At 61.7% G+C, this 26,090-nt stretch carries 22 protein-coding genes, 1 tRNA gene and 1 other RNA gene; 15 read left to right on the plus strand and 9 right to left on the minus strand.

Annotated features, from left to right (window positions below; translation table 11 throughout):
• Positions 1 to 56: 56 nt before the first annotated feature.
• Together Harman_RS13160 and Harman_RS13165 are read right to left on the minus strand one after the other, a co-directional pair.
• Positions 57 to 131, minus strand: a tRNA-Arg gene (locus tag Harman_RS13160).
• A 74-nt stretch (positions 132 to 205) separates the two neighbouring features.
• Positions 206 to 481 carry a DUF5798 family protein gene (locus Harman_RS13165; protein ID WP_137684250.1) on the minus strand — a complete coding sequence of 92 codons (276 nt, stop codon included), beginning with the start codon at positions 479 to 481 and terminating at the stop codon, positions 206 to 208.
• A 79-nt stretch (positions 482 to 560) separates the two neighbouring features.
• On the opposite strand from Harman_RS13165, the gene Harman_RS13170 reads away from it, so the two are divergent.
• Complete coding sequence (locus Harman_RS13170) at positions 561 to 974, plus strand: DUF7548 family protein (RefSeq protein WP_137684251.1); 414 nt, start codon at positions 561 to 563, stop codon at positions 972 to 974.
• 79 nt (positions 975 to 1,053) lie between these two features.
• Positions 1,054 to 1,366, plus strand: an RNA gene (gene ffs / locus Harman_RS13175) — signal recognition particle sRNA.
• A 346-nt stretch (positions 1,367 to 1,712) separates the two neighbouring features.
• Here the strand turns inward: ffs and Harman_RS13180 are convergent.
• Complete coding sequence (locus Harman_RS13180; protein WP_137684252.1) at positions 1,713 to 3,398, minus strand: acyl-CoA synthetase; 1,686 nt, start codon at positions 3,396 to 3,398, stop codon at positions 1,713 to 1,715.
• A 99-nt stretch (positions 3,399 to 3,497) separates the two neighbouring features.
• Between Harman_RS13180 and Harman_RS13185 the strand changes: the two genes are divergently transcribed.
• The 8 genes from Harman_RS13185 (at position 3,498) to Harman_RS13220 (ending at position 13,062) form a co-directional block, all read left to right on the plus strand.
• Complete coding sequence (locus tag Harman_RS13185; protein ID WP_137684253.1) at positions 3,498 to 4,100, plus strand: class I SAM-dependent methyltransferase; 603 nt, start codon at positions 3,498 to 3,500, stop codon at positions 4,098 to 4,100.
• An 852-nt stretch (positions 4,101 to 4,952) separates the two neighbouring features.
• A complete protein-coding gene (locus Harman_RS13190; protein ID WP_137684254.1) occupies positions 4,953 to 5,816 on the plus strand; it encodes a fumarylacetoacetate hydrolase family protein in 864 nt (287 codons plus the stop codon).
• A gap of 126 nt (positions 5,817 to 5,942) precedes the next feature.
• Positions 5,943 to 7,175 (plus strand): mandelate racemase/muconate lactonizing enzyme family protein, encoded by a 1,233-nt coding sequence (locus Harman_RS13195; RefSeq protein ID WP_137684255.1) that lies wholly within the window; start codon positions 5,943 to 5,945, stop codon positions 7,173 to 7,175.
• Between the two features lie 315 nt (positions 7,176 to 7,490).
• Positions 7,491 to 8,828, plus strand: coding sequence for an ABC transporter substrate-binding protein (locus Harman_RS13200; RefSeq protein ID WP_137684346.1), 1,338 nt, complete (start codon positions 7,491 to 7,493; stop codon positions 8,826 to 8,828).
• A gap of 47 nt (positions 8,829 to 8,875) precedes the next feature.
• The gene (locus Harman_RS13205) at positions 8,876 to 9,832 is read left to right on the plus strand and encodes a carbohydrate ABC transporter permease (protein ID WP_137684256.1); all 957 of its coding nucleotides are present in this window, start codon (positions 8,876 to 8,878) and stop codon (positions 9,830 to 9,832) included.
• A gap of 2 nt (positions 9,833 to 9,834) precedes the next feature.
• On the plus strand, positions 9,835 to 10,764 hold the full coding sequence (locus Harman_RS13210; RefSeq protein WP_137684257.1) for a carbohydrate ABC transporter permease: 930 nt from the start codon (positions 9,835 to 9,837) through the stop codon (positions 10,762 to 10,764).
• A 2-nt stretch (positions 10,765 to 10,766) separates the two neighbouring features.
• Positions 10,767 to 11,915 carry an ABC transporter ATP-binding protein gene (locus Harman_RS13215; protein ID WP_137684258.1) on the plus strand — a complete coding sequence of 383 codons (1,149 nt, stop codon included), beginning with the start codon at positions 10,767 to 10,769 and terminating at the stop codon, positions 11,913 to 11,915.
• Positions 11,908 to 13,062 (plus strand): ABC transporter ATP-binding protein, encoded by a 1,155-nt coding sequence (locus Harman_RS13220; RefSeq protein ID WP_137684259.1) that lies wholly within the window; start codon positions 11,908 to 11,910, stop codon positions 13,060 to 13,062. The genes Harman_RS13215 and Harman_RS13220 overlap by 8 nt, the downstream gene beginning before the upstream one ends.
• Before the next feature lie 57 nt (positions 13,063 to 13,119).
• On the opposite strand, the gene Harman_RS13225 is transcribed toward Harman_RS13220, so the two are convergent.
• Positions 13,120 to 13,893, minus strand: a complete 774-nt coding sequence (locus Harman_RS13225; protein ID WP_137684260.1) for an SDR family NAD(P)-dependent oxidoreductase — start codon at positions 13,891 to 13,893, stop codon at positions 13,120 to 13,122.
• Positions 13,894 to 13,985: 92 nt separating this feature from the next.
• Between Harman_RS13225 and Harman_RS13230 the strand changes: the two genes are divergently transcribed.
• Positions 13,986 to 15,029, plus strand: coding sequence for a zinc-dependent alcohol dehydrogenase (locus tag Harman_RS13230; RefSeq protein WP_137684261.1), 1,044 nt, complete (start codon positions 13,986 to 13,988; stop codon positions 15,027 to 15,029).
• Positions 15,030 to 15,452: 423 nt separating this feature from the next.
• Entirely contained in the window at positions 15,453 to 16,217 is a 765-nt protein-coding gene (locus tag Harman_RS13235; protein ID WP_137684262.1) for an IclR family transcriptional regulator, read from the plus strand.
• 657 nt (positions 16,218 to 16,874) lie between these two features.
• On the opposite strand, the gene Harman_RS21550 is transcribed toward Harman_RS13235, so the two are convergent.
• Entirely contained in the window at positions 16,875 to 17,051 is a 177-nt protein-coding gene (locus Harman_RS21550; RefSeq protein WP_200830893.1) for a hypothetical protein, read from the minus strand.
• A 91-nt stretch (positions 17,052 to 17,142) separates the two neighbouring features.
• Between Harman_RS21550 and Harman_RS13240 the strand changes: the two genes are divergently transcribed.
• Complete coding sequence (locus Harman_RS13240; protein WP_137684263.1) at positions 17,143 to 17,541, plus strand: hypothetical protein; 399 nt, start codon at positions 17,143 to 17,145, stop codon at positions 17,539 to 17,541.
• Positions 17,542 to 17,572: 31 nt separating this feature from the next.
• On the opposite strand, the gene Harman_RS13245 is transcribed toward Harman_RS13240, so the two are convergent.
• Genes Harman_RS13245 through Harman_RS13260 form a run of 4 tightly spaced genes read right to left on the minus strand, consistent with a single transcriptional unit; the run spans position 17,573 to position 23,095 of the window.
• The gene (locus Harman_RS13245) at positions 17,573 to 18,616 is read right to left on the minus strand and encodes a cytochrome b/b6 domain-containing protein (RefSeq protein WP_137684264.1); all 1,044 of its coding nucleotides are present in this window, start codon (positions 18,614 to 18,616) and stop codon (positions 17,573 to 17,575) included.
• A complete protein-coding gene (locus Harman_RS13250) occupies positions 18,613 to 19,023 on the minus strand; it encodes a hypothetical protein (RefSeq protein WP_137684265.1) in 411 nt (136 codons plus the stop codon). The genes Harman_RS13245 and Harman_RS13250 overlap by 4 nt, the downstream gene beginning before the upstream one ends.
• A complete protein-coding gene (locus Harman_RS13255; protein ID WP_137684266.1) occupies positions 19,020 to 19,682 on the minus strand; it encodes a 4Fe-4S dicluster domain-containing protein in 663 nt (220 codons plus the stop codon). The genes Harman_RS13250 and Harman_RS13255 overlap by 4 nt, the downstream gene beginning before the upstream one ends.
• Positions 19,683 to 19,693: 11 nt before the next feature.
• Entirely contained in the window at positions 19,694 to 23,095 is a 3,402-nt protein-coding gene (locus Harman_RS13260) for a formate dehydrogenase subunit alpha (protein WP_137684267.1), read from the minus strand.
• Positions 23,096 to 23,328: 233 nt separating this feature from the next.
• On the opposite strand from Harman_RS13260, the gene Harman_RS13265 reads away from it, so the two are divergent.
• Both Harman_RS13265 and Harman_RS13270 read left to right on the plus strand, forming a co-directional pair.
• Positions 23,329 to 25,464 carry a 4Fe-4S dicluster domain-containing protein gene (locus Harman_RS13265; protein WP_137684268.1) on the plus strand — a complete coding sequence of 712 codons (2,136 nt, stop codon included), beginning with the start codon at positions 23,329 to 23,331 and terminating at the stop codon, positions 25,462 to 25,464.
• A complete protein-coding gene (locus Harman_RS13270; RefSeq protein WP_137684269.1) occupies positions 25,461 to 26,087 on the plus strand; it encodes a TorD/DmsD family molecular chaperone in 627 nt (208 codons plus the stop codon). The genes Harman_RS13265 and Harman_RS13270 overlap by 4 nt, the downstream gene beginning before the upstream one ends.
• The last annotated feature ends 3 nt before the right edge of the window (positions 26,088 to 26,090 follow it).

Here is a 26,090-nt window from a genome sequence, read left to right on the forward strand (position 1 = left end):
CAAATCCACAGTGCCGGTTCACCTCACCGACTCGCGGCGCTCGTCGGTTCGTTGCACGGGCGCTGAGGGATTTGAACCCCCGACGGTTTGGTCCGAAGCCAAGCACTCTGTCCAAGCTGAGCTAAGCGCCCTACGTACAGTGGTATGACGACGTTATGGTTTAAACCAACCGGTTCCGCCGCGAGGGGACACCGCGGTCCCTGGCTTACTCCGAGACCGTTTCTGCGGCGTCCGTATCGCCGTCAGCGGTGACATCAGCCACGACGGCGTCCGTGTCCACGCCGCGTTCCTCGGCGAGTGCCTCGATAAGTGCGCGCTGTTCGGCCAGGTCCTGTTCCATCCCGTCGACGCGGTCGTTCGTCTCGTCGACGGTGCTGCGCAAGTTCTCCAGCTGTGTCTTCAGTTCGTTCACCTTCTTGTAGAGGTCCTCGGCGATGTCGGCGACCTTTTGTATTTTTTTGGCGGTGGAACCAAGTCCCATAGTCACTGGTACGGAGAGCTGACATTTGCTCGTTTCGCTCGAACGTCGCTGTTAAGACGCCGCCGGACCGAGCGACGATATGGACGACTTGCGGCTCGCTCCGACCGTCGGTATCGTCGGTTGCGTTCTGTATCTCCTCGCGCTTGCGGTCCCGTACGGCCTCGTCGAGACGACCAGCGCCGTGGGAGCGTACTACGACTCGGGGGCGCTCTCCCCGCTGTTACCGGGGGTGTTCGCGCTCGTCTGCATCATCGTGTTGGCGGCCGGCCGCGAGGGTCGCTCGGACCCCAGCATTGCGGCGGGTGCGAGCATCGGTATGGGCGTGTTCATCGTCGCACTCAGTACTCTCTGGGCGTTCACCGTCCCCGAGAGTCTCGTCTTGGGATTGACTGAATCGACGCTGATGGAACACCACCGCTGGGTCGTCGTCGTCGCCGGCTGTCTCATCCCGCTCAGTGGCACGTGGTTTGCGCGGGCACTGGACCTCCTGTAGGGCCGTCTCCCGACCGGGGCGTCGTCCAGCGGTCTGTGGGCGCATCCGAAAGGCCCTTATGGGGTGGCGGCGGAGTTTCAGATGGACTAGGTCGGGGGGCTAGGCCCCCCTCCTCGCCCGCACTGTGGTCTTGAGCGGGGACCGAACACCGGGGGCGTCCGGTCTGACGGACGTGGACCCCGTAAGCTAACGTGGAAGCCTCGTCCCACGGGGACGGCGGTCCGCGTGGTCGCACCTGCAGGGGTGTGCTCACGTGGTTAAACGATGGCACTCCGCCAGGCACGGAAGTGAGCAGCGGACCATCGAACACCCGTCGCTCGTGGGGTCGCGGGGTGGAGGAGGCAAACGGGATTACCCGCGCCCGAACGCCGGGCAATCCTGGCTGTCCGTTCCATTCATATCTGCGTTTTCGAGACCAGAGAGTGATAGCTCTGGATAGCTTTCGGTCCGTCCGCTTCTAAGTGGCCGTTATCTGGTGTGAGACTACTATGGACTGCTGTCGTTCAGGGCCGTATCGGGGGTTCGAAGGCACATATGCGGCGAGTAGGTGATTATAGATCTAAATATCCCACTACGATAGCATTTGAGAGAGATATAGACTCAGATAGAGGGTTTTACCAACATACACCAATTAGTAGCTTTGAGCGCAATAGCGGAACACATATTTAAAAATGGACCCTCCGGCCGGTATCTCTCGTCGTGGCCTGCGGTTCTCGGCGGTCGCACGACTCGATACGCCTACGGTGACTCCTCGTCGACGCTCCCTTGGGCGTCCCACTCCTGTAGGGCCTTCCGTCGGATTTTCCCGCTGGTCGTCTGTGGCAACGCATCGGCGAACTCGATCTCGCGGGGATACTCGTACTCGGCGAGATGCTCCCGGACGACGGACTGGATTGCTTCCCGGAGCGTCTCGTGGGCCGGTGCGTCCTCAGCGGCCTCGACGTAGGCTTTGATAATCTCCCCCCGCGTGTCGTCAGGGACGCCGATGACGCCGGCCTGGACCACATCGGGATGTTCGAGTATCGCGCTCTCGACCTCCATCGGGCCGACGCGGTAACCGCTGGTGATGATTACGTCGTCCTTGCGGGATTTGAACCAGACGTAGCCGTCGTCGTCCTGCCGGGCCAAATCGCCGGTCACAAACCAGCCCTCGACTTCTTTGGCCGCTGTCTTTTCCGGCATATGCCAGTACTCGTCGAAGAACACCGACCGGTCGTGGGGTCGCAGCGCTATCTCGCCGAGTTCGCCGGTGGGAAGGCGTTCAGCAACGCCGCGGTCGGCGGCGTCGGGGTCCAGAATCGCCAGGTCATACCCCGGCAACGGCTTGCCCATGCTGCCGGGCCGGGTGTCGAACCAGTTGGAGTTGTTGGCGACAACGAGATTCAATTCGGTCTGGCCGTAGAATTCGTTAATCGTGACCGAATCGAACGTTTCTGCGATCCAATCGACGATTTCGGGTGTCAGCGATTCGCCGCCGACGGCGAACGTCTCGATGGCGAGGTCGTACGCCGCCGTCGGGTCCTCAACCTCCATCAGCAGCCGCAGGGCCGTTGCTGGCATGAACGAGCGGGTGACATCGAACTCGGCAAGCAGGTCAAACGCCTCGTCAGCCTCGAACCCAGAGGCGGGATAGCCGACGATAGTCCCGCCGTGGTGCCACGTCGCAAAGAGGGTCCCCCCGAGCGCCGCACCCCAGGCCCAGTCCGCGGGCGTCCAGACCGTCGCCTCCGGTCCCAGCCCCTGATCGAAGAAGTTGTACGCGGCTGCGGCCCGCCCGAGCCAGAGCGCGTGGGAGTGCCGGACGCCCTTGGGCGGCCCTGTCGACCCGCTCGTGTACAGGATTGCGGTGTCCGTGTCCGGCGTGGACTCGTAGGGCTCGATGTCGGTGTGTTCCGGCGCGGTGAGTACGTCCTCAAAGGCGTGGACATCGCCGGCCGGTGCGTTGGTCTCGATTTCGATGACGTGTTCCAGCGCCGGACAGTCGTCCCGAACTGCGTCTATGTCGTCGCGCACGGTCGGGTCGATAACCGCGACAGCTACGCCGGCATCGTCCAGCCGATACCGGAGCGCGTCCGTCCCGAACAGGACCGTCAGCGGAACCGAAACGGCCCCGAGCTTCCAGTTCGCGAGATGCGTGATCGGGTTCTGGGGTTTTTGTGGCACGACGACGGCGACGCGGTCGCCGGCTTCGACACCGAGATCAGCTAGTCCCACAGCGAGTCTGTCCGATAGCTCGTCCAGTTCGCGGAACGTGTACTGTTCGCGCCGTCCATCGGGGTAGGCCTGTTCGAGCGCCACCCTGTCGGAGTTCTCGTGTTTCCGCAGAAAATCGACGGCCGGATTGTACGAGGCCGGCAGGTCCCAGATGAACTGGGAACATGCCTCATCGTACCCCTCGAAGTCCGGCATTACTGTCCAGACCATGCCGATCCCTCGCCAGCGAAGGTGTTGCGTTTTTCGGTCGGGACACTGACACCACGGCCGAGCCGGCAGACCTTTCCGTCCCCATCTCCGGAGTTTACCGTGGACTCTAACGACATCCGTGCGGAATGGGCCGAGCGGTCCGGGGAGTATTCCCCGACGTATTATGCATACTACGGCGCGGACGAGACAAGTGAGCTGGTGCGGTCGATACTCGAAGAGCACGTCGAGAAAGACGCAGCTATTCTAGAGGTCGGGTGTAGCTCCGGGCGACACCTCGCTGCGCTGTCCGATGCCGGCTACTCGGATCTGACCGGCGTCGACATCAATGCCGATGCGTTGGATGTCCTCGCGGAGACGTACCCCGATCTCGCGGCCAGTGGCTCGTTTCACGCGATGGCTATCGAGGAGTTTGTCACGGATGTCGCGGACGGCACGTACGATGTCGTCTTCTCGGTCGAAACGTTGCAGCATCTGCACCCGGATGTCGACTGGGCGTTCGAGGAACTGGCACGGATTGTCGATGACCTGCTGATCACTGTCGAGAACGAAGGTGGCACCGAGGGTGAGGTAAATTACGTCGACGACAACGTCCCGCTGTACTACAGAGACTGGAACGCAGTGTTTACAGCGTTCGATCTCATCGAAACCGACTCCATGGACGGAAATCGGGACACTGTCCGGGTCTTCCAGCCACCGGAATAGATCGAAAGGAGAGCTTGGGATAGGAAATTTCGCTATCCACACACATCTCCTGTCGCATACATCTAAAAATACAATTCTAAGTATATATTTGGGATATTTATTTAAATATGAGTGTATATGGGCCCGGCCAGTACCAATATAGTGTGAAATATTGATTCGAAGGTCTACAGACGGGTCTCATCTCGAATATGTCGAAAAGACCGAACAGTTATCGTGATCCAAGCAGGTGTGTTGGCTGTCGGGGCCGCTGCGTGTGAGTTTTTCAACGTGGAACAGGCAATACGGATCCCGGGCAGATGGACAATCGATCACAGGAAGGTTGTGCCGACACTTTTAAATAGTAGTATGATATTCCATGCGGAGAATTCGCTTAGATTCAGCAAATGTGTACTAAACACATATATTTATATAGTTCTTTCTAGCGATACAGCTATTCCCGAGAGTGAGGAAGTCAGTCAGGAGTACGAAAAGTGCGTTCATCCATGTGGAACAATTTCTGCCAGAAGTTTCAAGATAGTATGCCATTACTGCGGGTCTACCATGCTATAGAAGCGGTTTCTGGCGACAATAACGACAGATCTTCCCACACTATCGGGAGGATCCCAGAATAACGTCTGTACGTCTGTCATTCAAGCTGTTCGGTAATTCTGAACAGCGGTTCGGCTGGAGAGACGATGCAACGGCCCGATAGTGAGTGGCGTCCGTCGCGTGCTTTCGTCTGTGTCCTCGTATACTGAGGGGCCCGAACAGATTCCGGGAGCTGAGCGGTTTTCTCCGCTATCCGAGCCTATCGTTGGGAGATATGACGCTGGCAGCACAAGATTCATATAGTATTGCAGTTTGCTACACCGTATGAGGTATTACCAGCTACGCGACGGGAACTCACAGCGGTTAGCAGTCGAGACCGACGACGGGACGTACGATTTGACCAGCGCCAAACCCCAGCTCCGGACGTTCCGTGACCTCCTCAAGGCGGCTTCGATTGCGGATACCTCGCCCGATACGATCAGTACACGCCACCTCGACGCCGCCGAGTCGATTACAGAGGAGCGACTCGACGCGGACGTTATTGATCCGGTCACTGCGGACGAAGTCTGGGCCGCCGGCGTCACGTACCAGATCAGCGAAGAGGCCCGCAAAGAGGAAAGCGACACGCCGGAGATGTATCTGTACGTTCACGACGCTGAACGCCCGGAGATCTTCTTCAAGTCGACACCGAACCGTACCGTCGGCCCCGACGAAGATGTCGGTATCCGCGCCGACTCGGACTGGGACGTACCCGAGCCCGAACTCGGAATCGTCCTCTACGAGGGCGAAATCGTCGGCTACACCATCGGCAACGACATGAGCAGTCGGTCCATCGAGGGGGAAAACCCGCTGTATCTCCCCCAGGCCAAGGTGTACGACCGCTGTTGTTCGGTCGGCCCGACCGTCGTCACCGATATCGAAGACCCGCACTCGCTGACCCTGTCGATGTCAATTCACCGTGATGGGGAGTGTGTCTACCGCGGGGAGACAAACACCAGCGAAATGAAACGCACCTGCGAGGACCTCGTCTCGTACTACAACGCGCACAACGCGGTGCCGGAACTGTCCGTGTTGCTTACCGGGACCTGTCTCGTCCCCGACGACGACTTCACGCTGCAGGAAGGCGACGAGATCTCCATTGACATCGAATCCATCGGGACGCTGAACAACTCCGTCACTGTCGTCTGAGTCGATAGCGAAAGGGGGTGTGGTCGCAGTATCGCTGGGAGCCGCTGGACTCGGAATTTGCGGTACGTGATACCACGCCGCGACCCGGAACTGTTTTTATCGTGGACTTGGATTTCAGCCTGTCGCATGAACTACGCAAATTTACGAGATCCGAATGCGGAATACACCATGCGCGATCTCTCCGGCGAGACGATGGGACTCACCGAGTCCCGTGGTGAGAGACGCGACGTGGAGATTACCGATGTCCAGACCGTGATTGTCGACGGGAACTACCCGTGGACACTCGTCCGAGTATATACCGACGCTGGTGTCGCCGGCAACGGTGAGGCCTACTGGGGCGGTGCGATCCCGGAGATCATCGAGCGGCTGAAGCCGTTCATCGTCGGCGAGAACCCGCTGGACATCGACCGGCTCTACGAACACATGGTCCAGAAGATGTCCGGCGAGGGCTCCGTCGCCGGGAAGGACATCGCGGCCATCTCCGGCATCGAGCTGGCCCTGCACGACGTGGCCGGGAAGATCCTCGACGTGCCGGCCTACCAGCTCCTGGGCGGGAAATACCGCGACGAGGTCCGAACCTACTGTGACTGTCACACCGAGGAGGAGGCCGACCCCGAAGCCTGTGCCGACGAGGCCGAGCGCGTCGTCGACGAACTGGGGTACGACGCCCTGAAGTTCGACCTCGACGTGCCCTCCGGCCACGAGAAGGACCGCGCGAACCGGCATCTCCGCCAGCCGGAAATCGAGCACAAGGCCGAAATCGTCAAGCGCGTCACCGAACGCGTCGGCGACAAGGCCGACGCCGCGTTCGACTGCCACTGGGCCTTCGCCAGCGGGAGCGCCAAGCGCCTCGCGCGAGAACTCGAACAGTACGACGTGTGGTGGCTTGAAGACCCGGTCCCGCCGGAGAACCACGACGTGCAGCGCGAAGTGACACAGTCGACAGGGACGCCAATCGCCGTCGGCGAGAACGTCTACCGAACCCACGGGCAGCGCCAACTCATCACCGACCAGGCCGTCGACATCATCGCGCCCGACTGCCCGAAGGTCGGCGGCATGCGCGAGACGGCGAAGATCGCCACGCTGGCGGACATGTTCTACGTGCCGGTGGCGATGCATAACGTCTCTTCGCCCATCGGGACGATGGCCTCTGCACAGGTCGGTGCGGCCATCCCGAACGCACTCGCCGTCGAGTACCACTCCTACGAGCTGGGTTGGTGGGAAGACCTCGTCGAGGAGGACGACCTCATTCAGGACGGCTACATGCCCATCCCGGAAGAACCGGGTCTCGGTCTGACGCTGGACTTCGACGCCGTCGAGGAACACCTCGCTGACGGACAGGAACTGTTCGACGAGTAATAGGCACACGGCACAACGAAATAGTGCACGGAGCGGTCGAACAGAGCCGCCGTGCCAGTTGGCCGGATTTTCGTTTCGACCGTCGCTTCCCGGTTGGTGTGGGTGGCGAATCAAACCATGCTACTTGTTAACTCGGGTGTCGCCCACTAGTACAGAGCCCGTTTAGACCGGTGAGCGTGTGTCGTCCACTATCTTACAAGATTAACTATGATTGTCGTATAACAATCCGGTAGATTTATTTGTATCACCCGCAGTGTTCGATAGTGTATGACTGATAATGACAGATCCGGCGTGAATACGGACAGGCGGAAGTACATGGCAGCACTCGGCGCTGGAATCGCCGCAGGCGTTGCAGGCTGTTCAGGCGACGGTGGCGACGGGAGTGGCGGCGACGGTGGCAGTACAAGCGGTGATGGCGGCGACGGTGGCGGCGATGGTGGGTCCACGAGCGGCGACGGAAGCAGTGGCAGCGAATGGTCGAACACACTCGAGGTCCTCCATGGCTGGGCCGGTGGGGATGGTGAGGCAGCTATCAACGCCCTCATCGAGGTGTTCCAGGAGGAATACCCTGACATGGAGACGGACTTCCAGGCAGTCGGGGCCAGCGCGAACGTCAACCTCAACGCGACGATCCTCCGGCGCATGGTCAACGGGAACCCGATGAGTTCCTTCGCCAACTGGCCGGGCAACAACCTCGAACGGTACCGCGGCAATCTCAAAGACCTCGAAGCGGATGTCTGGGACGCCGAAGGGTACAAGGATGTCATGCAGAGCCGCGCGGTCGATCTGTGTACGTTTAACGACCAGATGCCTGCGGTCCCGCTTGGCTCACACCGGATGAACAACCTGTTCTACAACATCTCGGCGTTCGAAGACGCCGGTGTTGATCCGGAAAGCCTCGACGGCATGGACGCACTGATGGACGCGCTGGACACGATACAGTCCGAGACGGACATCACACCGATGGGGCAGGCGATGGTCGCCCCCTGGACCGTGCTCCAACTGTGGGTCCAGGTGCTCCAGAGCGAGGCCGGCGTCGAAGCCTACACAGACTGGATCGAGGGCAACGGTGACCGGGCTGCTGTCGTGAACGCACTGGAATACGTGCAGGAAATCCAAGAGAACTACATCACGAGCGACGCCTCGACATCGAGTTTCACCGACATGGGTGGGAAGATGATTGCCGGCGATGTCGCCTGTATGCACCAGGGCAACTGGCTCGCCGGCCAGTTCCGCGTCGATGATTCGTTCAACTTCGAGGAGCACTGGGACTGGATTGCCTTCCCCGGTACCGAAGGCACCTACACGTACCATCTCGACGCGATCGTCGCACCCGCGAACAACCCCAGTGAGGAAGAAACCATTGCGTGGCAGAAGTTCGTCGGCACGAAGGATGCGCAGATCGCATTCAACAACCTCAAGGGTTCGGTGCCGCTCCGGACCGACATCGACCCCAACGAGCTGGGTGATTTCATCGGGCTGACCTACGAGGACCTCACCAGCTCCGAGGCGTACCCGCCGACCCTGGCCCACGGCCTGGCCGTGACGCCGGAGCAACTGGGCGAGTGCAAGACGGCGATAAGTGAGAACATGATGGGTCCATACGACGTTGAAGCCGCCGCCGACGCACTGATGAGCACCGTCTCGGAGTGAGGTAGCGAACCGAACGACTTATTTTGTCAACATGAACAACTCAATTTATGGCAACTACTGACAAAGCGGAATCGGCGAAGCCGCAGGCCGAAGAGGTCGGGTGGGAGACGAAGGTCCGGTACTTTTTGAACAACGACCTCGTCCGGTCGTCGCCGTTCTGGGGAATCCCGTTCCTGCTGATGGGGATCGCCGTGTACGGCGGCATCGGTTTCAACACTGCTATTTCGTTGACAGATGCCCGCGGCCTGACGCCGCCGGATTACAGCCTTGGCAATCTGGATTTCGAGATGTACACGCAGGTGCTGGGGAGCAGCGCCTTCATCAGTGCCGCCCAGAACAACCTCGTGTTGTTGATCGTTTTCACGACGATCTGTCTCCTGCTGGGACTGTTTCTCGCTATCTTGCTGGATCAGGGGATCAGGTACAACAACACAGTACAGACGATCTACCTGCTGCCGATGGCGCTGTCGTTCGTCATCACGGCGCAGGTGTGGCTCTGGATGTACAACTACGACTTCGGGGTGATGAACATCATCACGAGAGCCATCGGTATCGGCCCCGTCGACTGGATCGGGAATCCGTCCATCGCGCTCGGATCAGTGATATTCGCGCTCATCTGGCAGTTCAGTGGCTACACGATGGTCGTCTATCTGGCCGGCCTGCGGTCGCTGCCCGACGACCAGTTCGAAGCGGCACACGTCGACGGCGCGAGCACGCTCAAGACGTACATCCGCATCATCATCCCGCAGATGAAGGAGGCGTCGGTCAGCGCGGCCGTCGTGTTGATGGTGTTCGCCCTGAAGGCGTTTACCTTCCTGTATGCACTGACCGGCCGCTACCGGCCGCCAAACGGGACTGACATCCTGGCGACGCTGATGGTGCGTCAGGCGTTCAAGCTCGGAAAGTGGGCCTACTCGGCCGCCATCGCCACGTACCTCCTCATCCTGGCGCTCGGTGTTATCGCCCCGTACCTCTACTACCAGTACAGACAGGGGAGTCTCTAACAATGGCCAGTTCATCATCCGACCAGACGTTCGACGTGGCATCGTTCGTTGAGGATTACAGCCTCTACCGCATCAGCCAGTACGTCCTGGTCGTCCTGTTCATCGGATTCTTCCTCGCGCCGCTCGAGACAGGGATCATGACGGCGTTCAAGACAAACCGCGCCGTCGCCGAGACGATCCCGCTCATGCCACCGCTGGCCGAAGGATTCACCCTCGACAACATGACGTTCGCACTGAACGCGCTCTCCGGGGCCTTTTTCAACTCCCTGTTCATGGCGATCCCGGCGACGATCGGGAGCGTCCTGTTCGGGAGCATGGCCGCCTACGGCCTCACGATGGTCGACTGGCGCGGGCAGCTGGGCGTCCTCGTGTTGTTCCTCATCGGTATCTTCCTGCCGTATCAGGCGGTGCTGGTTCCGCTTGCGCGGTTCTGGAACAACATCTTCCCGCTCGCGTCGATGGTGGAGCCGCTGTTTATCGCGCTCCCGTTTTTGCAGGGCTATCACGCAAACCTCGTGCCGCTTATGATCACCCACATCGCGTACGGGATCCCGATCTGTACGATCCTCTTTCGGTCGTACTACCAGGGGCTCCCGTCGTCATACGTGGAAGCAGCGAAGATCGATGGCGCGTCGATCACGAAGATCTACCGCCGGATCATCCTGCCGATCTCGAAGCCGATGTTCGGCGTGGTGTTCATCTACCAGTTCACCCAGATCTACAACGAGTTCCTCTTTGCGTTTACGCTCATCACTGGATCTGACACGCCCGAAGCCGTCGTGACGCTGATTCTCCCGGCAGTGGGGGCATCGACCTCCGGCGTCGACTTCGGGATCCGGATGTCAGCGGCGTTCCTCGCGGCGCTGCCGACGCTTATCATCTACGTCGCGTTCGCAGAACAGTTCGCGAAAGGACTGAGGACGGAGGCATAACAATGGGACGAATAGAAATCTCACACATGACGAAACGGTTCGGCGACACGACGGCAGTCGAGGACCTCTCCCTCGATATTCCCGACAGCGAGTTCCTCGTACTGGTCGGGCCGTCGGGCTGTGGCAAGTCGACGACGCTGCGGTGTATCGCCGGCCTGGAATCCCCAACCGAGGGGAGCATCTACATCGACGGCGAGCACATGAACTACCGGGTGCCACAGAACCGGGACATCGCGATGGTGTTCCAGGACTACGCGCTGTACCCCCACATGACCGTCCGGGAGAACATCCGCTTTGGCCTGGAGGAGGAATCCGGGTACACGTCCGAGGAACGCGACGCCCGCGTCGAGGAGATCGCAGACCTGCTCGGTATTTCCTCGATGCTCGACCGGAACCCGGACGAACTCTCCGGCGGCCAGCAACAGCGCGTGGCGCTGGGGCGGGCTATCGTCCGGGACCCCGAAGTGTTCCTGATGGACGAGCCGCTGTCGAATCTGGACGCAGAGCTTCGGGCGGAGATGCGGACCGAACTACAGCAGCTACAGCACCGGTTCGACGTGACCACGGTGTACGTCACGCACAACCAGACGGAGGCGATGACGATGAGCGACCGCATCGCCGTGTTGAACAAGGGGACACTCCAGCAGGTCGGTGAACCGCTGGAGCTGTACCACGCCCCCGAGAACCGCTTTGTCGCCGGCTTCATCGGCGAGCCGTCGATGAACTTCGTTGAGGGGCGACACCAGAACGGGACGTTCACCAGCGAGTTCTTCGAGTACCCCTTCGACAGCGGTATCCGCGACGACCTCAGCGACACCAGCGAGGTAGTACTGGGCGTCAGACCGGAAGACATCGACCTGAAACGGCTTCCTGAGGGCGGATCGAGCGGCCTCGCGGACCACGAGTTCCGGATGACCGTCTCCGTCGTCGAACCCCACGGCGACCGGAACGTCGTCCACCTGCGACACCCCGAGGACGCCTCGGAGTCCGAAGCGATACACGCCCTCACCGCCGGAACCACCGTGGTCGATGCGGGGACCGACGTGGTCGTCTCGGTCGACCCCGACACCGTCCACGTCTTCGACGCGGCCACCGGCGAGGCGTTACACAACCGCCGCCTCGAATCCGAAGTGGAGGTACACAATGTCTGAGCTGTCGCTCGACCGCGTGACGAAGGTGTACCAGGACGACGACGAGGAGATCGTCGCCGTCGACGACATCTCGGTCGACATCGAGGACGAGGAGTTCCTGGTGCTGGTCGGCCCCTCGGGCTGTGGCAAGTCGACGACGCTGCGGATGATCGCCGGCCTCGAAACCATCACCGAGGGCGAAATCAGGCTCGGCGGAACCGTCATCAACGACATGGACACACAGGACCGCGACATCGCGATGGTGTTCCAGTCCTACGCGCTGTACCCGCACCTGACGGCCCGCGGAAACATGTCCTTCGGGCTCGAAGAGTCCACCGACCTGCCGGACGACGACATCGAGGAGCGCGTCGAGGAAGTGGCGTCGATGATGGGCATCGACGATCTACTGGACCGCAAACCCGGCGAGCTATCCGGGGGCCAGCAACAGCGGATCGCGCTCGGGCGGGCTATCGTCCGGGACCCCGAACTGTTCCTGATGGACGAGCCGCTGTCGAACCTGGACGCGAAGCTCCGGGCGGAGATGCGGACCGAGCTCCAGCAGCTCCAGCGCCAACTGGGCGTGACGACGATCTACGTCACCCACGACCAGACGGAGGCGATGACCATGAGCGACCGTATCGCCGTCATGGACCAGGGCGAACTCCAGCAGGTCGGCGAGCCGCTGGAGCTGTACCACGACCCGAACAACATGTTCGTGGCGGGCTTCATCGGCGAGCCGTCGATGAACTTCTTCCACGGGAAGTACAATGACGGATCCTTTGTCGGCGACCTCTTCGAGTATCCCGTGAGCCGTGAGATCGACGACGCCGTCGCCGGGACATCGGAGCTGGTTCTCGGCATTCGGCCGGAAGAAATCGAGATACTCAACGACGCGGATATCGGCGACGATCCGGCACACGAGTACGAGATGCACGTGACCGTCGTCGAGCCGATGGGCGACCAGAACGTCGTCCACCTCTCGCGTCCGGGGACCGACGACATGTCCGACAACCTCGTCGCCGTGACCGAAGGGCTCCGTGATGTGACTGAGGACAGTACCACGACGGTACGGATTCCGTCCGATGCCGTCCACTTCTTCGACGGCGGCAGCGGCGTGTCGCTGCACAACAGACAGCTCGATCTCACGGAAGAGACGCTGCGGCTCTGAGATCAGGTTTCATTCTCGCCAGTCCTCGATTCCCCCGGTGAAAACGATACTGCGGACCTACAGCGCGCTGTCAGCGAAGCCGCCGTCGACGGTCAGCACCTCGCCGGTCACGTACGACGAGGCGTCACTACCGAGGAACACCGCTGCTCCGACCATTTCCTCACGCTCGGCGACGCGGCCGGCCAGCGCCCGCTCGTCGATCTTGGCCCGCTTCTCCGTGCCTTCGGCGTAGGTCTCCTTGTTCTGTGGTGTGATGACGAAGCCGGGCGCAATAGCGTTGACGCGGATACCCGGCGCTAATTCCTTCGCAGACGCGCGGGTGAACGCCTCGACGCCACCCTTGGCCGCGGCGTAGGCTGGCAGGTCGGCCATCGACAGGCGAGCGGCGAGCGAGGAGATGTTGATGATCGACCCGTCCTCGTCCATCGCGGGGGCCAGTTCCTGCGTGACCCGTCGGACGCCGTCCAGCGCCACGTCGGTGACGAAGTCCCAGTCGTCGTCGCCGATGTCGAGGACCCGCTTGCGGGAGATGGCACCCTGTGAGGCGACCACGATATCTATGCCGCCGAACGCGTCGACGGCTGTCTCACGGAGCTGTTCCAGTGAGTCGGGGTCGGTCACGTCACAGGTGACGCGCGCGGTGTTCCCACCGCGTTCCTCGATGGCGTCGGCGGTCTCGGCGACCGCGTCCTCACTCCGACTCGTGGCGATAACGTCCGCGCCCTCAGTGGCGAAGCCCAGTGCAATAGCCTGTCCGATCCCGCTCGTCCCGCCGACGACGACGGCCCGTTTGTCACTGACCGTTACCGGCGTGTGTTCGTAGGCAACCATACCCGAACCCTCGACGCTCGCCCACATTACGTTTTTGGGATCGTGCGGCGAAATCCCATAGAATTATACGGACCGGTGACGATTCAGCGTATATGCGGGGATTAGCTAAAGTTAGTCGTACCAGCGGCGCAATGGAGTTCATCGACCGAGAACGGCCCGAACCGGCCGCCGACGAGGCGCTAGTCGAGATAGACTACGCCGGGCTGTGTGGCAGTGATGCGGGGATCTACGAGTTCGAGTCCGCCTTCGAGCGGATGGAGCTTCCGACAATCATCGGCCACGAGTACGCGGGTCGGGTCGTCGAGACCGGCGACACCGTCACCAAGTTCGCCGTCGGCGACCGCGTCGTCGAGCGGCCGATCCGGGGCTGTGGCGACTGCTACCAGTGCGAGATCGGCTCGGCGAACGTCTGCCAGGACGCGGTCATCACCGGCGTCGACCACGACGGCGCGTACAAGCAGTTCATCACCGTCCCGGAGCGGGCGCTGCATCCGGTCCCGGATTCGGTCCCACAGCAACACGCCGCCGTCGTGGAGCCGACGAGCATCGGCGCGCGAGCGGTCATCGAGAACTCCCGCGTCTCCCCCGGCGACCGCGTGCTGGTCGAAGGACCCGGACCCATCGGACAGTTGACCGCACAGATCGCCGCCGCACAAGGCGGGACGGTGACGGTGTCGGGTGTCGGCCCGGACGCTAACTATCGGCTGCCGCTGGCCGAAGACCTCGGTTTCGACACGATCAACGTCGCCGAGGACGACTTCGAGGCCCGGCGGGACGAACAGACGGACGGCATCGGCTACGATGTCGTTTTCGACACGACCGGCCATCCGTCGGGGCTGCCCTCGGCCGTCGACGCGGTCCGGAAGGGCGGACAGATCGTGCTGGTCGGCCAGACCGGCGAGACGACGATGGAGTACTCGCCACTGGTCCGCTCCGAGATCGACCTGCAGTGTTCCTACGCGTCGATGTACGAGGACTTCGAGCGCGCGCTCCGACTCATCGACAGCGGCGACGTGGACTGTGAGACGTTCATCGACGACCGATTCTCCCTCGAAGACGCCGACGAAGCGTTCGAGTCGTTCATCGGCGGCGAGACCTGCAAGCCGGTGTTCGACGTGTCTCAAGTGTGGGAGTGAAACCGGTGTCCGTGGCAGTGCGAGGCGAATAAATCACTGACCATACGTTCCATATTGTGGAATAGTTGTTTTGGAGATGAGTGTCCAAATGGTGCTTTGCAGTCGTAGCGTTCGGCCTGGAGGACTGGATTTCCGGGTGAGTACGTCTCATCCAAGACACCAATAACCTGATTTTGTTCCGAATGTGCACCAGTCTGTTCACTATAATTGAACGCGGATGTATACGCTGATATGGCGCTGTTCGGGATCATGCGCCTACGACAGTAGGTATCGGATCCCGAAGAATACGGGTCAATCACTGCTGCATCAGGCGAGGGAGTATATAGAATACAACACGGATACATATATTTTCGGCGAGTCAACCGCTGTTCTGTCCCAGATGATTGAACAACTGTTTAATAGGAGGGCGTGCCATGTCGGAGTATGGCAAAGACCGCCCAGAACCCAGTCAAGTCGGTCGAAACGACGTTCAAGGTGCTGGACGCGCTGAAAGACCTCGACGGCGCCGGTGTCACCGAATTATCCCAGCATCTCGACATTCCGAAAAGTACGGTTCACAACTATCTGAGTACGCTGGAACAGGAAGAGTACATCGTCAACAGGGACGGCGTGTACGAGGTAGGGCTCCAGTTTCTGGAGCTGGGGGCATATGCCCGTCATCGGGAAAAGCTGTTCAAGATCGCGAAACCGGAGGTCGACAGACTCGCCTCGGAGACCGGCGAACTCGCAAACATCCTCGTTGAGGAGCACGGGCGCGGGTCGTACCTGTACCGGGCACGCGGTGACAAGGCGGTGCAGGTCAAGGCCCACGTCGGCACGCGCGTCCCCCTCCACACGACAGCGCTGGGAAAAACGATCCTCGCACACATGTCGACCGAACAGGTCGATGCGATCGTCGACCGGCACGGTCTCGGCGGCGAAGCCAGCAAGTCGATCAGGACCCGCGAGGAACTGGAGGCGGAACTGGCCGACGTTCGCGAACGCGGCGTCGCCTTCGACGATGAGGAACGTCTGGAGGGCCTCCGCTGTGTCGCTGCGCCGGTACTCAACCACGACAACGAGGTCATCGGCGCGATCAGCGTTTCGGGGCCGACGAACCGGTTCCGTGGCGACCGGTTCCGTGAGGAACTCCCACAGAAAGTCCTGGAAGTCGCAAACGTCATCGAGCTGAACGTCACCTACTCGTAACGATAGTATTCAGTAATGGTGAATGCTATTGCGGCCTTGTGATACACAGCCGCGGGGCTGATTTTGCAGCAGTAATGACCGTGAAGTGGGTGTACAACGGTATCGGTGGTGTGGCGTTGTAGCGCAGGTGGATACACACTGTAACGGGGTTCGGGTAACCGCACCGACGTGATTCGACGCCTGAATGCCACATGCGATGTCGATAAACGACACCAGGCCACAGCTACCTTTGACCTGCCACAGATATTCATAATTGATGAACGATATTTAGCGCCGTTTTGCTGATCTTGATCCGTCGATCCCCTGACTGTCCACCGGCCTCAATGAGATTTCCCAAAATAACGAGTGTACGGTTGTTTGTCTAAACGGGAGACAGTGTACTGCCGGCAGCCGATTCTATCGATGGCCGAAATACTGGATAACAGTGGTCAACGAACAGAAAAAGCAGCATAATGATAAAGTTCGATATGGAAAACCCACAGAAGGCAGTATTAGCAGATATATAGAACCATATCGACAGCACCTAGGAAGAAAGGCGTCTACTTCTGGTCGGGGTACTGGTCATGATGTAGATACGCGGCCGAGACCGGCCACAGATTCGCGCACATAGCGGTAGCTACCGGTCGATACAGTAATCAACAGCGAAACGGCCGTCGCTCACGCGAGGAACTGGACACCGAGTGCCAGCAAGAACAGAATGACAACCCCGACCGACGACAGTTCGAGCCACCGAGAGCGCACGTCAGCGGACCTGATACTTGCGACGAACAGCGTGCCGACGATGCCCACCAGTACGACCAGCGCCAGGTACACCGCGTTCAGTGCTGATGCCATGGTATATCATTACACAGCCCCACAGTAAACGTTAGTGGTTGGGCGGAGTCACGCCACAACGGTAATGTGACCCTGTCTCATAGACAGGGGCATGCGTCTCGAACTGCGAATCTGTAAACACTGCTATGAGGGCGATCACGGCAACGCCGAGAAGACCGCCGTGACACAGGACATGGTCGCCTGCGCCGAACAGGTCCGGGAGTACAAGGACCTCATCGGACTCGACGCGCTCTATATCACCAGAGTTGAGGAGGGCGACCCCGGCGGTGCGGAGGCACTTGATGTCATCGTCGCCAGCATTCAGGGCGATCAGGTTGCCCTTTCGGACACGCAACTGGTCATGGAGGACGGCGACGGCAACATGCTCGTGTATCCGGAGCCGAAAGACATTCTCAAGGTCCTGACACGGAACCTGAACCAGATTCAAGAGCAGACCCGGCAGGATGTTGATGTCGAACTCTCGCCGGAAGGGCAGGCGCTGATCGCGTAGTCGCACGGCGAAAAAACGGTTATCGGTCGGTTCAGTTCTCAGTGTCGTCTGATTCAGGCTGGCCGCCGTCGGTCTGAGGTTCGCCCCCGTCGGCCGCGGCCGGCGGTTCCCGTTCCTCTTCCAACTGCTGTTCCCAGCGGATGCGCAGGACGTTCCCGTACATCGACAGCACGAGACCGACCCCCAAGACGACCATCCCAAGGTTGATGCCGATGGTCAGCAGGATGCTCGATGGCCCGCCGCCGATTGCCAGTTCACGCGGCACCGGATACCCCTCGTCGAAGATGCTCCCGATGAGCACCGAGACGATGCCGATGACGGTCATCGCACCGAAGATGGTCGACACAGACCGCCACGACGGCGACAGCGAGAGTCGTTCGATACCCGTGGTGTCCGGTTCCTCGTCGTCCTCGCTGTGGTGTTCCGGGACCATGCTGCGGGGGATGAACGCCTTCGTCTCGACAGGGTAGAAGGCGGGGTGCATCCCGTGTTCGAAGACGTGGAACATGACCCCCATCAGCATGATCACGCCCAGCAGGCCGTGGAACGTGACGAAGGCCATCGCGGCCGCCTTGGTCTGGAACATCGCAGCGAGTCCGGTCTTGCTCCAGATGAGCAGCCCCGAGATCGCAAGCAGGGTCAGCTCGATGGAGAAGATCGCCACGACGCCCTTGCCGATGTAGGACAGCAGCGGGACCTCGTCGGCCTTGTAGCCCGCGAACTGCCGCGCGCTCGGGTGGCGCTCGTCGGCCCGCCCCAGCACGAACTGGATGTCCTGGATGAAGGCGTCGATGTCGTCTTTCGCGGGGAGGATCTTCGAGAAGTTGCTCCGGCCGGTCGAGGAGATCAACTGCAGGGTAATCCAGAAGACGACGAGCGCGACCAGCCCGATGCCAGTGATACGGTGGATCGCCGTCACGCCCGAGGCCCCGCCCATCAGCGTCAGCATCCACCACAGCTCGTCGTTGAACATGATGGCGTAGCCGGTAAAAAACAGCAGGAACACGTCAAGCCCCAGCAGCGAGTGGAACAGGGTCGTCACGCGCGTGAACTTCCCGTGGTCGAGATTGCTCATGCGCTATCACCGCCCTGTCCGTCACCGCCGGTCGGCGAGCCGCCGTCGGCCGCGACGGCTTCGCTGACATCCTCGCCCGGATCACGCATCTGGCCGGCGAGGCGCTGGAACGCCGCCCAGTGGATGAACACCATCACGAGAATGAACGCGCCCATGATAACGTCGGCCGCGTGGATGAGCGCGATGAGGAAATCGAGTGCGGGGATGGTGTTCCCGAATACCCAGTCCGAGCCGATGCCGCCGCCCTCGACGCTCGGGTTGACACGGTACAGCGACTCGTAGCCGACTCGAAAGCCCTGTGCCCAGAACAGCGACAGCCCCGCGACGGCGAGGCCGACGACTGCGCTGATGAGCACTGAGGCGCGACTGTACCCGTTTACGTCCGGTAAGTCATCCCTGTCTGTCATTGGAACTCACTGGCGTCCTCGCCAAAGATGATGTCCATGGCCACGTCGTTGAAGAACGTGCCGCTGTCCCTGTTGTCCAGTTCGTCGGAGATCTGGGCGGGCGTCCCGACCAGAATGGCGTCGGTGGCACACTCCTCGGCGCAGGCCGGTCCCTTGCCGACATCCTGGCGTTCCTCGCACATGGTACACTTGTCCATGTTGCCACCGCTACCGACCAGGTTGGCGACTCCATCATCCTCGTTGGGGAACTGTGGCGCACCGAAGGGGCACGCCGAGAGGCAGTACTGACAGCCGATACAGAGGTCGTCACGAACACGGACGAACCCGTTCTCCTTCGAGATGAGCGAGTCGGTCGGACACACCGAGACACACGGCGCGTTCGAGCAGTGATAACACTGCATCGGCACCGCGGTCTCGCCGGGTGACTCACCCTGTTCCATCGCCTTGCCGCTGCTGGCGTTGAGCCCGGACGCGGCTTCCTGGCCTTCGAGCATCGTCGCGATGCTGATTCGCTGTTCGTCGCGTGGAACGTCCCACGTTCGCTTACAGGAGACGACACAACCGCCACAGTCGATGCACGCTTCGACATCCGGGAAGATACGCGCGTCCTCGCCGGTACTCATCACGCCGTCGTGCATTACTTCGTTACCTGTTGACATGCTAGTTCACCTTATTGTACCGTCGAGTTGTCGCGGACATCGAAGTCCTTCTGTGTCCCGATGTCCTGTTCGTCCTGCGGGAACGTGATATCGAGGTCCACGTCGATGTTGTATCGGTCCAGGACCTCCGGCGTCGCCGGGTTGACCGCGACCATCGACACCTTCGTCTCCTGCATCTGGGTCTCCACATCGTACCCGCGGGATGTGATGGCGTTGGCCGAGTCCCCGATAGCGTAGGGGACGTGGCCGTCGGGATAGCTGTCTTCCAGGCTCTCGCCTTTGAACACGCCGCCCCAGTGGTAGGGGAGGAACACCTCGCGGTCGTTCGGCCGGTCCGTGACCCGTGCCTTGACGAGTACGGAGCCACGGTCCGTCGAGGAGATGACGATGAGGTCACCCCCGTCGATACCGAGTTCGTCGGCCTTGTTCGGCGAAACCTCCGCGTACATATGCGGTTGCAGGTCGGCGGTGTGGATGTTGTTCCGCGTCTCCGCTCCGCCGCCCTGGTGTTCGACCTGCCGGCCGCTGGTCATTATCGTATCCAGGTCCGGCCCCTCGTCCTGGTTGTGGATGATGTCCGTCGCCCGTTCCTGCTCGACGAGGTTGTTCTGGTCGAGCCGGTAGAAGTTCCGCTGCTGGCCGTTTGCGGGCCACTCTGACAGCAGCTCCGTATCCGGCCCCTCGATGGGTTCGCGGTGAATCGGCACCTTGTCGAGGAAGCTCCAGACGACGGCCCGCGCCCGGCCGCGCCCGGTCGGCGCGTCGGGCTGGCTGTAGTCGTACTCCTCGTAGAACTCGGGGTCGACCCCCTCGCCGATCATCGTTTCGAGGTACTCGTCGAACACCGGGCTTCCGGTGTCGGGATTATTCAGCGCCTGTGCGGCGGTGTAGACCGACTCCTGATTGTCGAGCGCGTACTGCTGTGGAATCGTCAGTTCGTCCGGCTGGACCTCCTGTTCGGGGTCGATGAGGCTCTGTGGCGGTGTCACTTTCCAGCCCGGATACTCCGGGATACCGTGGATCATGCCGTCCTCGGCCGTGTCGTCGTCGTCGGCCCACTCGGGGTTGTACGGCGCACGCGTCAGGTCCAGGGCCTCCTCCTGGCTCTCGTACCGGTCGCCGACGGCGTCGAGTGTCTCCTGCATCGGGTACTCGTCGTCGGTCGGCATGCCGTCCCAGTCCTCGGGCGTGGGTGCCGAGACACCCCAGCGGGTCCGGAAGTCCTGACCCCCGTTGTTGGGGTCCATGTCGTCGTTCCAGATGATGGGCGTACCCGGATGGTCCTCGCCCCAGCAGGGCCAGGGGAGCATCCAGTACTCGCCCGCGACGGGCGTCCCTTCGGCTCCCTTGAGGTCTTCGTTGGAGAACGCCCAGTCGTACTCCAGGTGCTGCTGGAGCCGTTCGGGGGTCTGTCGGTAGCCAATGGTGTTGGTCCCGAGGTTGAATTCCCGGACGACGCCCTCATACGAGGACTTGCCGTTGTAGAGCTCCGAGCCCGCGCCCCAGTCGAAGTGCTCGCCGAAACCGAGGTGGCCGGCCAGTTCCTGCATGATCTGCAGGTCAGGTTTGGAGTTGTGGGCCGGCGAGCGGACCGGTTCGGACCACTGCACCGACCGGTTCGTGTTCGTCAGCGACCGGTGGTGCTCGTACTGGCTGGACGCCGGCAACAGCAGCACCGGCGGCCCCTCCTCGTAGTTGGGGAGGACGCTGGCGACCGAGGGGAACACGTCGATGACGACCAGCAGGTCGAGGTTCTCCATCCCCTCTTTCATCTGCTCCATCTCGCTGATGGAGTTCGCCGAGTGCCCCCAGAAGAACGCGATTTTCGTCTGGTCGGGCTGGTAAATCGGTGTCTCCTGGTAGCGGTCCTCCTGGCCCAGCGCCGATTCGAACCAGCGGGCGACGGTGAGCCCGTTCTGGAACATCATCGAGTTCTCCGCCGGGTTGTCCGGACTGTGGTCCGAGTTCGGTGGCAATGAGTCCGCGTCCTCGTTGCCCTCGTACACCGGGCTCTGGCGGACGTACTTGTCCGGCGGCATCAGCTCGAACCGATTGTACATGTCCGCGAACGAGGTGTCGCCGCTGGTTTCGGGCGTCTGGTCCCAGATTTCGGCCCACCACGACCACCCGCCGGCCGTGAGGCCGTAGTAGCCCGGTAGGATGTGGCTCGCGACCGCGAGGTCGGTCGCCCCCTGGACGTTCGCGTGCCCGCGCATGACCTGTAGGCCGCCGCCGCTCCGGGCCGCGCTCCCGGAGGCCAGGCTCGCCATCGCGTACGAGCGGATGTTCTGGGTCCCGTTGTTGTGCTGGGTCCCGCCCATCGCCCACTCGATCTGGATGTGGGGCCGGGCCTCGTCGATCATGTCGGCGATGCGTTCGATGTCCTCGGCGGACACCCAGGTAATCTCCTCGACGGTCTCCTTGTCGTACTGGTCGAGTTCCGCGTCGACATCTTCCCAGCCCTGGACGCGGTCGGTGAGCATGTTCTGCCCGCTCTCGTCCGCGTCGGGGTCCATCGCGAGCCCGTGCTTGTCGCGGAGTTCCTTGATGATGCCCATCATCAGGGCCACGTCGGTTCCCGGACGGAACCGCATGAACTCGTCGGCGTGAGCCGACGTTTTGGTAAAGCGCGGGTCCAGATTGAGGATGGTCCCGCCGCGTTTCTGCCCTTCGAGGATGTGCTGCATCGCAATCGGGTGTGCCTCGGCGGGGTTCTGGCCGATGATGATGTTCAGGTCGAAGTTCCGGTAGTCCTGAACCGTGTTTGTCATCGCGCCGTAGCCCCAGGTGTTTGCCAGCCCCGTCACCGTAGTCGAGTGGCAAATCCGCGCCTGGTGGTCGATGTTGTTCGTGCCCATGAACGCCGCCAGCTTCCGGATGGCGTAGGACTCCTCGTTGGAGTGGTGGGCACTGCCCAGCAACATCACGCTCTCGCGGCTGTGTTCCTCGTCGACATCGACGGCGTCGTCCGGCGAAACGTCGGAGTCGGGCCACAGCGCCTGGATGTCGGTCGACAGGCGGTCGTAGGCCTCGTTCCAGCCGAGCTTGCGCCACTCCCCGTCCTCCTGTATCATCGGATGCTTCAGGCGCTTCTCGGAGTGTTCCGTCTCGTAGATGCCGGCTCCCTTTGAACACAGCGACCCGGCATTTATTGGGTGTTCATGCCACGGCTCCATGCCGACGAAAGAGTTGCCTTCCTTCTCGCCGCGGAAGCCACAGCCCACCGAACAGTAGTTACAAATCGTCTTTGTCAGTTCGGTGTCCGTGTCTGTGCCGTCCGTTTCCTCACCGCCTTCCTGGAGTGCCTGACCGGCCCCGCTGACGCCGAGGGCGACGCCCCCCGCGAGTGCGCTCGCTTTCATAAACGAGCGCCGGTCCAGGTCCAGTGAGACTGGTTCCTGTTGTGTACTCATGGTGAATGGTGCCCACCCATTACCGGTGCTGTCCACGTTGGCCACGCAGTTTGGTCTGTCATTGTCTGTCGATACCTAACTGACATTCGGAGTCATCCATGATAAAAGATGGTATATTTTACCATGATTGGTCCGGGAATTTTTCGACCAGCCAAAAATTTGGGGTTGTATTCACGAATAGATGTGTGAACGCTCCGCAAGGTCTATTACCGGGACAGGGTTTTGCATGATTAATGAACACGGGCGCCTTCGTGTGTTCCTGTGGTGGATCGTGCGACATCGACCTCGAAGCGGTTCGGGACGGTGTTGACGACGTTGAGGTCGTGGCCAGTTCCGAACTGCTCTGCCAGGACGGCCTGGCAGGGATGTCAAAGGTCATCGAGGAGTACGACCTCGATCAGGTCATCGCCACGACGCCGGACCCGTCGTGTCAGGACCGCATCCGCGGGCTGGCCGACGAACACGACCTCCATCCCGAGGCGTCGGTGTTCGTCGACCACCGGGAAACCAACGCCTGGGTCCACGACGAGGCGGCGGCCACCGACAAGACGGCCCGCCTCATCAACGCAAAGGAGGCCGGGCTGCGCGAGGAAGCCCCGTCACGGACGGTGTCGAAGGACGCGGGCAACCGCGTTGCCGTCGTGGGCGACCCCGGTGCGGCCCGGTCGCTGACCGACGACGCCGACGTGACGTTCATCGCTGACGGCCGGGATTTCGCCGACGTAGAGGGCCTGGGCGACGTACGGATGGAACGGGGCCGCGTCGTCGACATCGACGGCTCCTACGGCGAATACGAACTCACGCTGGAGGCCCGCGTCACCGACGACTGCATCGACTGCATGGACTGTGTTCGAGAAGGCCCCGACGGGATGGTGACCGAGTTCCCCGTTGATATCCACCCGGACGCGCCCGACGGCGAGTGGACGGACACGTGTCCGACCGATGCTATCGACCTGGACGGCGTCACCCGCACCGTCGAGGTAGATCAGGTCATCTATCCCGGCGGCCGCGACGACGCCCGCGGCGGCCGGCTCGGTTTCTACACCGGGCCGGTCGACGCCGGGACCATCGCCGCCGTCGAATCGCAACTCGGTGGCATCGAGAAACCGCAGTTCCTCGACCTCGACATGGATGTCTGTGCCGCCGGCGCGTCCAGCCAGGAGGGGTGTACGGCCTGCGTGGACGCCTGTCCCCACGGCGCGGTCGACCGGCCGACCATCGACTCCGTCGAGTTCGACGAGACCGCTTGCGAGAACTGCGGTGCCTGTACGAGTTCCTGCCCGACCGGCGCGACACAGCTCCGCGAACCCTCGAACCGACGGCTCGCCCGCGAGGTCGAGGCGATGCTTGAAGACGATTCGGACGGGGGGTTGCTCTCGCGGAGCGACAGCAGGGGTATCGAGACCCAGGTCGTCGCGTTTGTCTGCTCGGAGTACGCCGCGGAACGGCTCCGAGCGCACGGACGCAAAGCCGTCCAGTCGGGCGACCTCGACTACCCGCCGATTCTCCCGGTCCACGTCAACTGCACGGATACGGTCGGCGAGGCCCACGTCATGCACGCGCTCGCCGCTGGCGCGGACGGCGTCGCCATCGTCGGCTGTGGCGGCTCCTGTCTCCACTCCGGCCCGGACCCCAAACAGGACCTCGTCGACCGGCTCAATCAGGCGACGACTGATCTGGGCCTTGGCGACCGCGTTGGCTTCTTCGCGCCCGAGGCCGGCAACCCCGAAGCCTTCGTCGAATCGCTGTCCGGTTTTGTCGAGTTCGGGTTAGACGAGACGCCGATTCCGGCCGGCGACTACGAGGCGACCGGTCGCAGCGACACCGACCGCGAAGAACCTCGCCCGAATCCGGATTTCGACAGCCACGGCTGGACCTTGGAGAGCGTCCGAACCATCCTCGACCACGTCGAGCCCGAGCGCGAGGTGATTCGCGGGCTGAAGGACTTCGGCGTCATGTCGGTCAACGACGCGTGTACGCTGACACCGACCTGTACGAACCTCTGTCCGACCGACGCCATCAAGCGGACCGGGCAGGGCGAACTCGCCTTCAACCACGCGGACTGCGTGAACTGCGGCCTCTGTGAGGAGGGCTGCCCGGAGACGGCGATTACGATGCACGACGGGCTGGACCTCTCCCTGCTCCCCGAGAACCGCGACGGCGAGGCCTGGACGACGGTCCACGAGGGCGACATGCTCGAATGCGTCCGCTGTGGCAAACCCTTCACCAGCGTCGCCTCAGCCGACAAAATCGAGGAGGAGGTCGGCGATCAGGTGGAGGGGCTGGCCCCCGACGCCGACCACTCAGTCTTCGAGTACTGTAGCGACTGTCGGAGTCGCTTGCTGTTCGACCAGGGGGAGAAGCGATGAACGACGCGGCCGTCTACGAGGCCCGGTTAGAGCTCGTGGATTTCGTCATCGACGTGTTCTGGGACGTGCCCGAGGAGGCGTTCGTCGAGCGGCTACTGACCGGCGACATTCAACTGCCCGAAGACTCCATCAACGACCAACTTGACGAGGGCTTCGAGATGCTGCAGGCGTGGATCGACGAGAACGCCGACCGGCCGGTCTCGGCGGTACAGGACGACCTCGAACGGGAGTACACGGACCTGCTCGTCGGCCCGCGACCGCCGGTGTTGCCCCACGAGACGAACTACCGCGAGGATACGGAGTTCATCGGTGAGGGCCTGGCCGAAGTCGAGGCCAGCTACGCCGCGGCGGGATGGGCACCGCCCGAGGAGTACCCCGAAGAAGAGGACTTCATCGCTATCGAGATGGCGTTCCTTCGGTATCTCATCGAGCGCCAGCGCGAGGGTGACGAGGAGACCGTCGGCTACGAGCGGGTGTTCATCGAGCAACACCTCAGCGAGTGGGTCGTCGACTTCACCGACGAGATGCGCGAGGAAGCCGACGACGGGCTGTTCCTCGCCGCGGCGCTCGTCTGTGAGGGACTGGTCCGGTTCGAGGACGAAATCGTCGCGCAGATCGGCTAACAG

The organism is Haloarcula mannanilytica, assembly GCF_005406125.1.
GTDB classification, from domain to species: Archaea; Halobacteriota; Halobacteria; order Halobacteriales; family Haloarculaceae; genus Haloarcula; species Haloarcula mannanilytica.

Bases quoted from the DNA above. Each gene is read 5' to 3' on its own strand.
- Harman_RS13165 (WP_137684250.1), bottom strand. From the start codon at position 481: ATGGGACTTGGTTCCACCGCCAAAAAAATACAAAAGGTCGCCGACATC.
- Harman_RS21550 (WP_200830893.1), bottom strand. From the start codon at position 17,051: ATGGCATCAGCACTGAACGCGGTGTACCTGGCGCTGGTCGTACTGGTG.
- Harman_RS13200 (WP_137684346.1), top strand. From the start codon at position 7,491: ATGGCAGCACTCGGCGCTGGAATCGCCGCAGGCGTTGCAGGCTGTTCA.
- Harman_RS13220 (WP_137684259.1), top strand. From the start codon at position 11,908: ATGTCTGAGCTGTCGCTCGACCGCGTGACGAAGGTGTACCAGGACGAC.
- Harman_RS13190 (WP_137684254.1), top strand. From the start codon at position 4,953: ATGAGGTATTACCAGCTACGCGACGGGAACTCACAGCGGTTAGCAGTC.
- Harman_RS13260 (WP_137684267.1), bottom strand. From the start codon at position 23,095: ATGAGTACACAACAGGAACCAGTCTCACTGGACCTGGACCGGCGCTCG.
- Harman_RS13205 (WP_137684256.1), top strand. From the start codon at position 8,876: ATGGCAACTACTGACAAAGCGGAATCGGCGAAGCCGCAGGCCGAAGAG.
- Harman_RS13195 (WP_137684255.1), top strand. From the start codon at position 5,943: ATGAACTACGCAAATTTACGAGATCCGAATGCGGAATACACCATGCGC.
- Harman_RS13265 (WP_137684268.1), top strand. From the start codon at position 23,329: ATGAACACGGGCGCCTTCGTGTGTTCCTGTGGTGGATCGTGCGACATC.
- Harman_RS13255 (WP_137684266.1), bottom strand. From the start codon at position 19,682: ATGTCAACAGGTAACGAAGTAATGCACGACGGCGTGATGAGTACCGGC.
- Harman_RS13170 (WP_137684251.1), top strand. From the start codon at position 561: ATGGACGACTTGCGGCTCGCTCCGACCGTCGGTATCGTCGGTTGCGTT.
- Harman_RS13245 (WP_137684264.1), bottom strand. From the start codon at position 18,616: ATGAGCAATCTCGACCACGGGAAGTTCACGCGCGTGACGACCCTGTTC.
- Harman_RS13250 (WP_137684265.1), bottom strand. From the start codon at position 19,023: ATGACAGACAGGGATGACTTACCGGACGTAAACGGGTACAGTCGCGCC.
- Harman_RS13225 (WP_137684260.1), bottom strand. From the start codon at position 13,893: ATGGTTGCCTACGAACACACGCCGGTAACGGTCAGTGACAAACGGGCC.
- Harman_RS13240 (WP_137684263.1), top strand. From the start codon at position 17,143: ATGCGTCTCGAACTGCGAATCTGTAAACACTGCTATGAGGGCGATCAC.
- Harman_RS13210 (WP_137684257.1), top strand. From the start codon at position 9,835: ATGGCCAGTTCATCATCCGACCAGACGTTCGACGTGGCATCGTTCGTT.
- Harman_RS13270 (WP_137684269.1), top strand. From the start codon at position 25,461: ATGAACGACGCGGCCGTCTACGAGGCCCGGTTAGAGCTCGTGGATTTC.
- Harman_RS13230 (WP_137684261.1), top strand. From the start codon at position 13,986: ATGCGGGGATTAGCTAAAGTTAGTCGTACCAGCGGCGCAATGGAGTTC.
- Harman_RS13215 (WP_137684258.1), top strand. From the start codon at position 10,767: ATGGGACGAATAGAAATCTCACACATGACGAAACGGTTCGGCGACACG.
- Harman_RS13180 (WP_137684252.1), bottom strand. From the start codon at position 3,398: ATGGTCTGGACAGTAATGCCGGACTTCGAGGGGTACGATGAGGCATGT.
- Harman_RS13235 (WP_137684262.1), top strand. From the start codon at position 15,453: ATGGCAAAGACCGCCCAGAACCCAGTCAAGTCGGTCGAAACGACGTTC.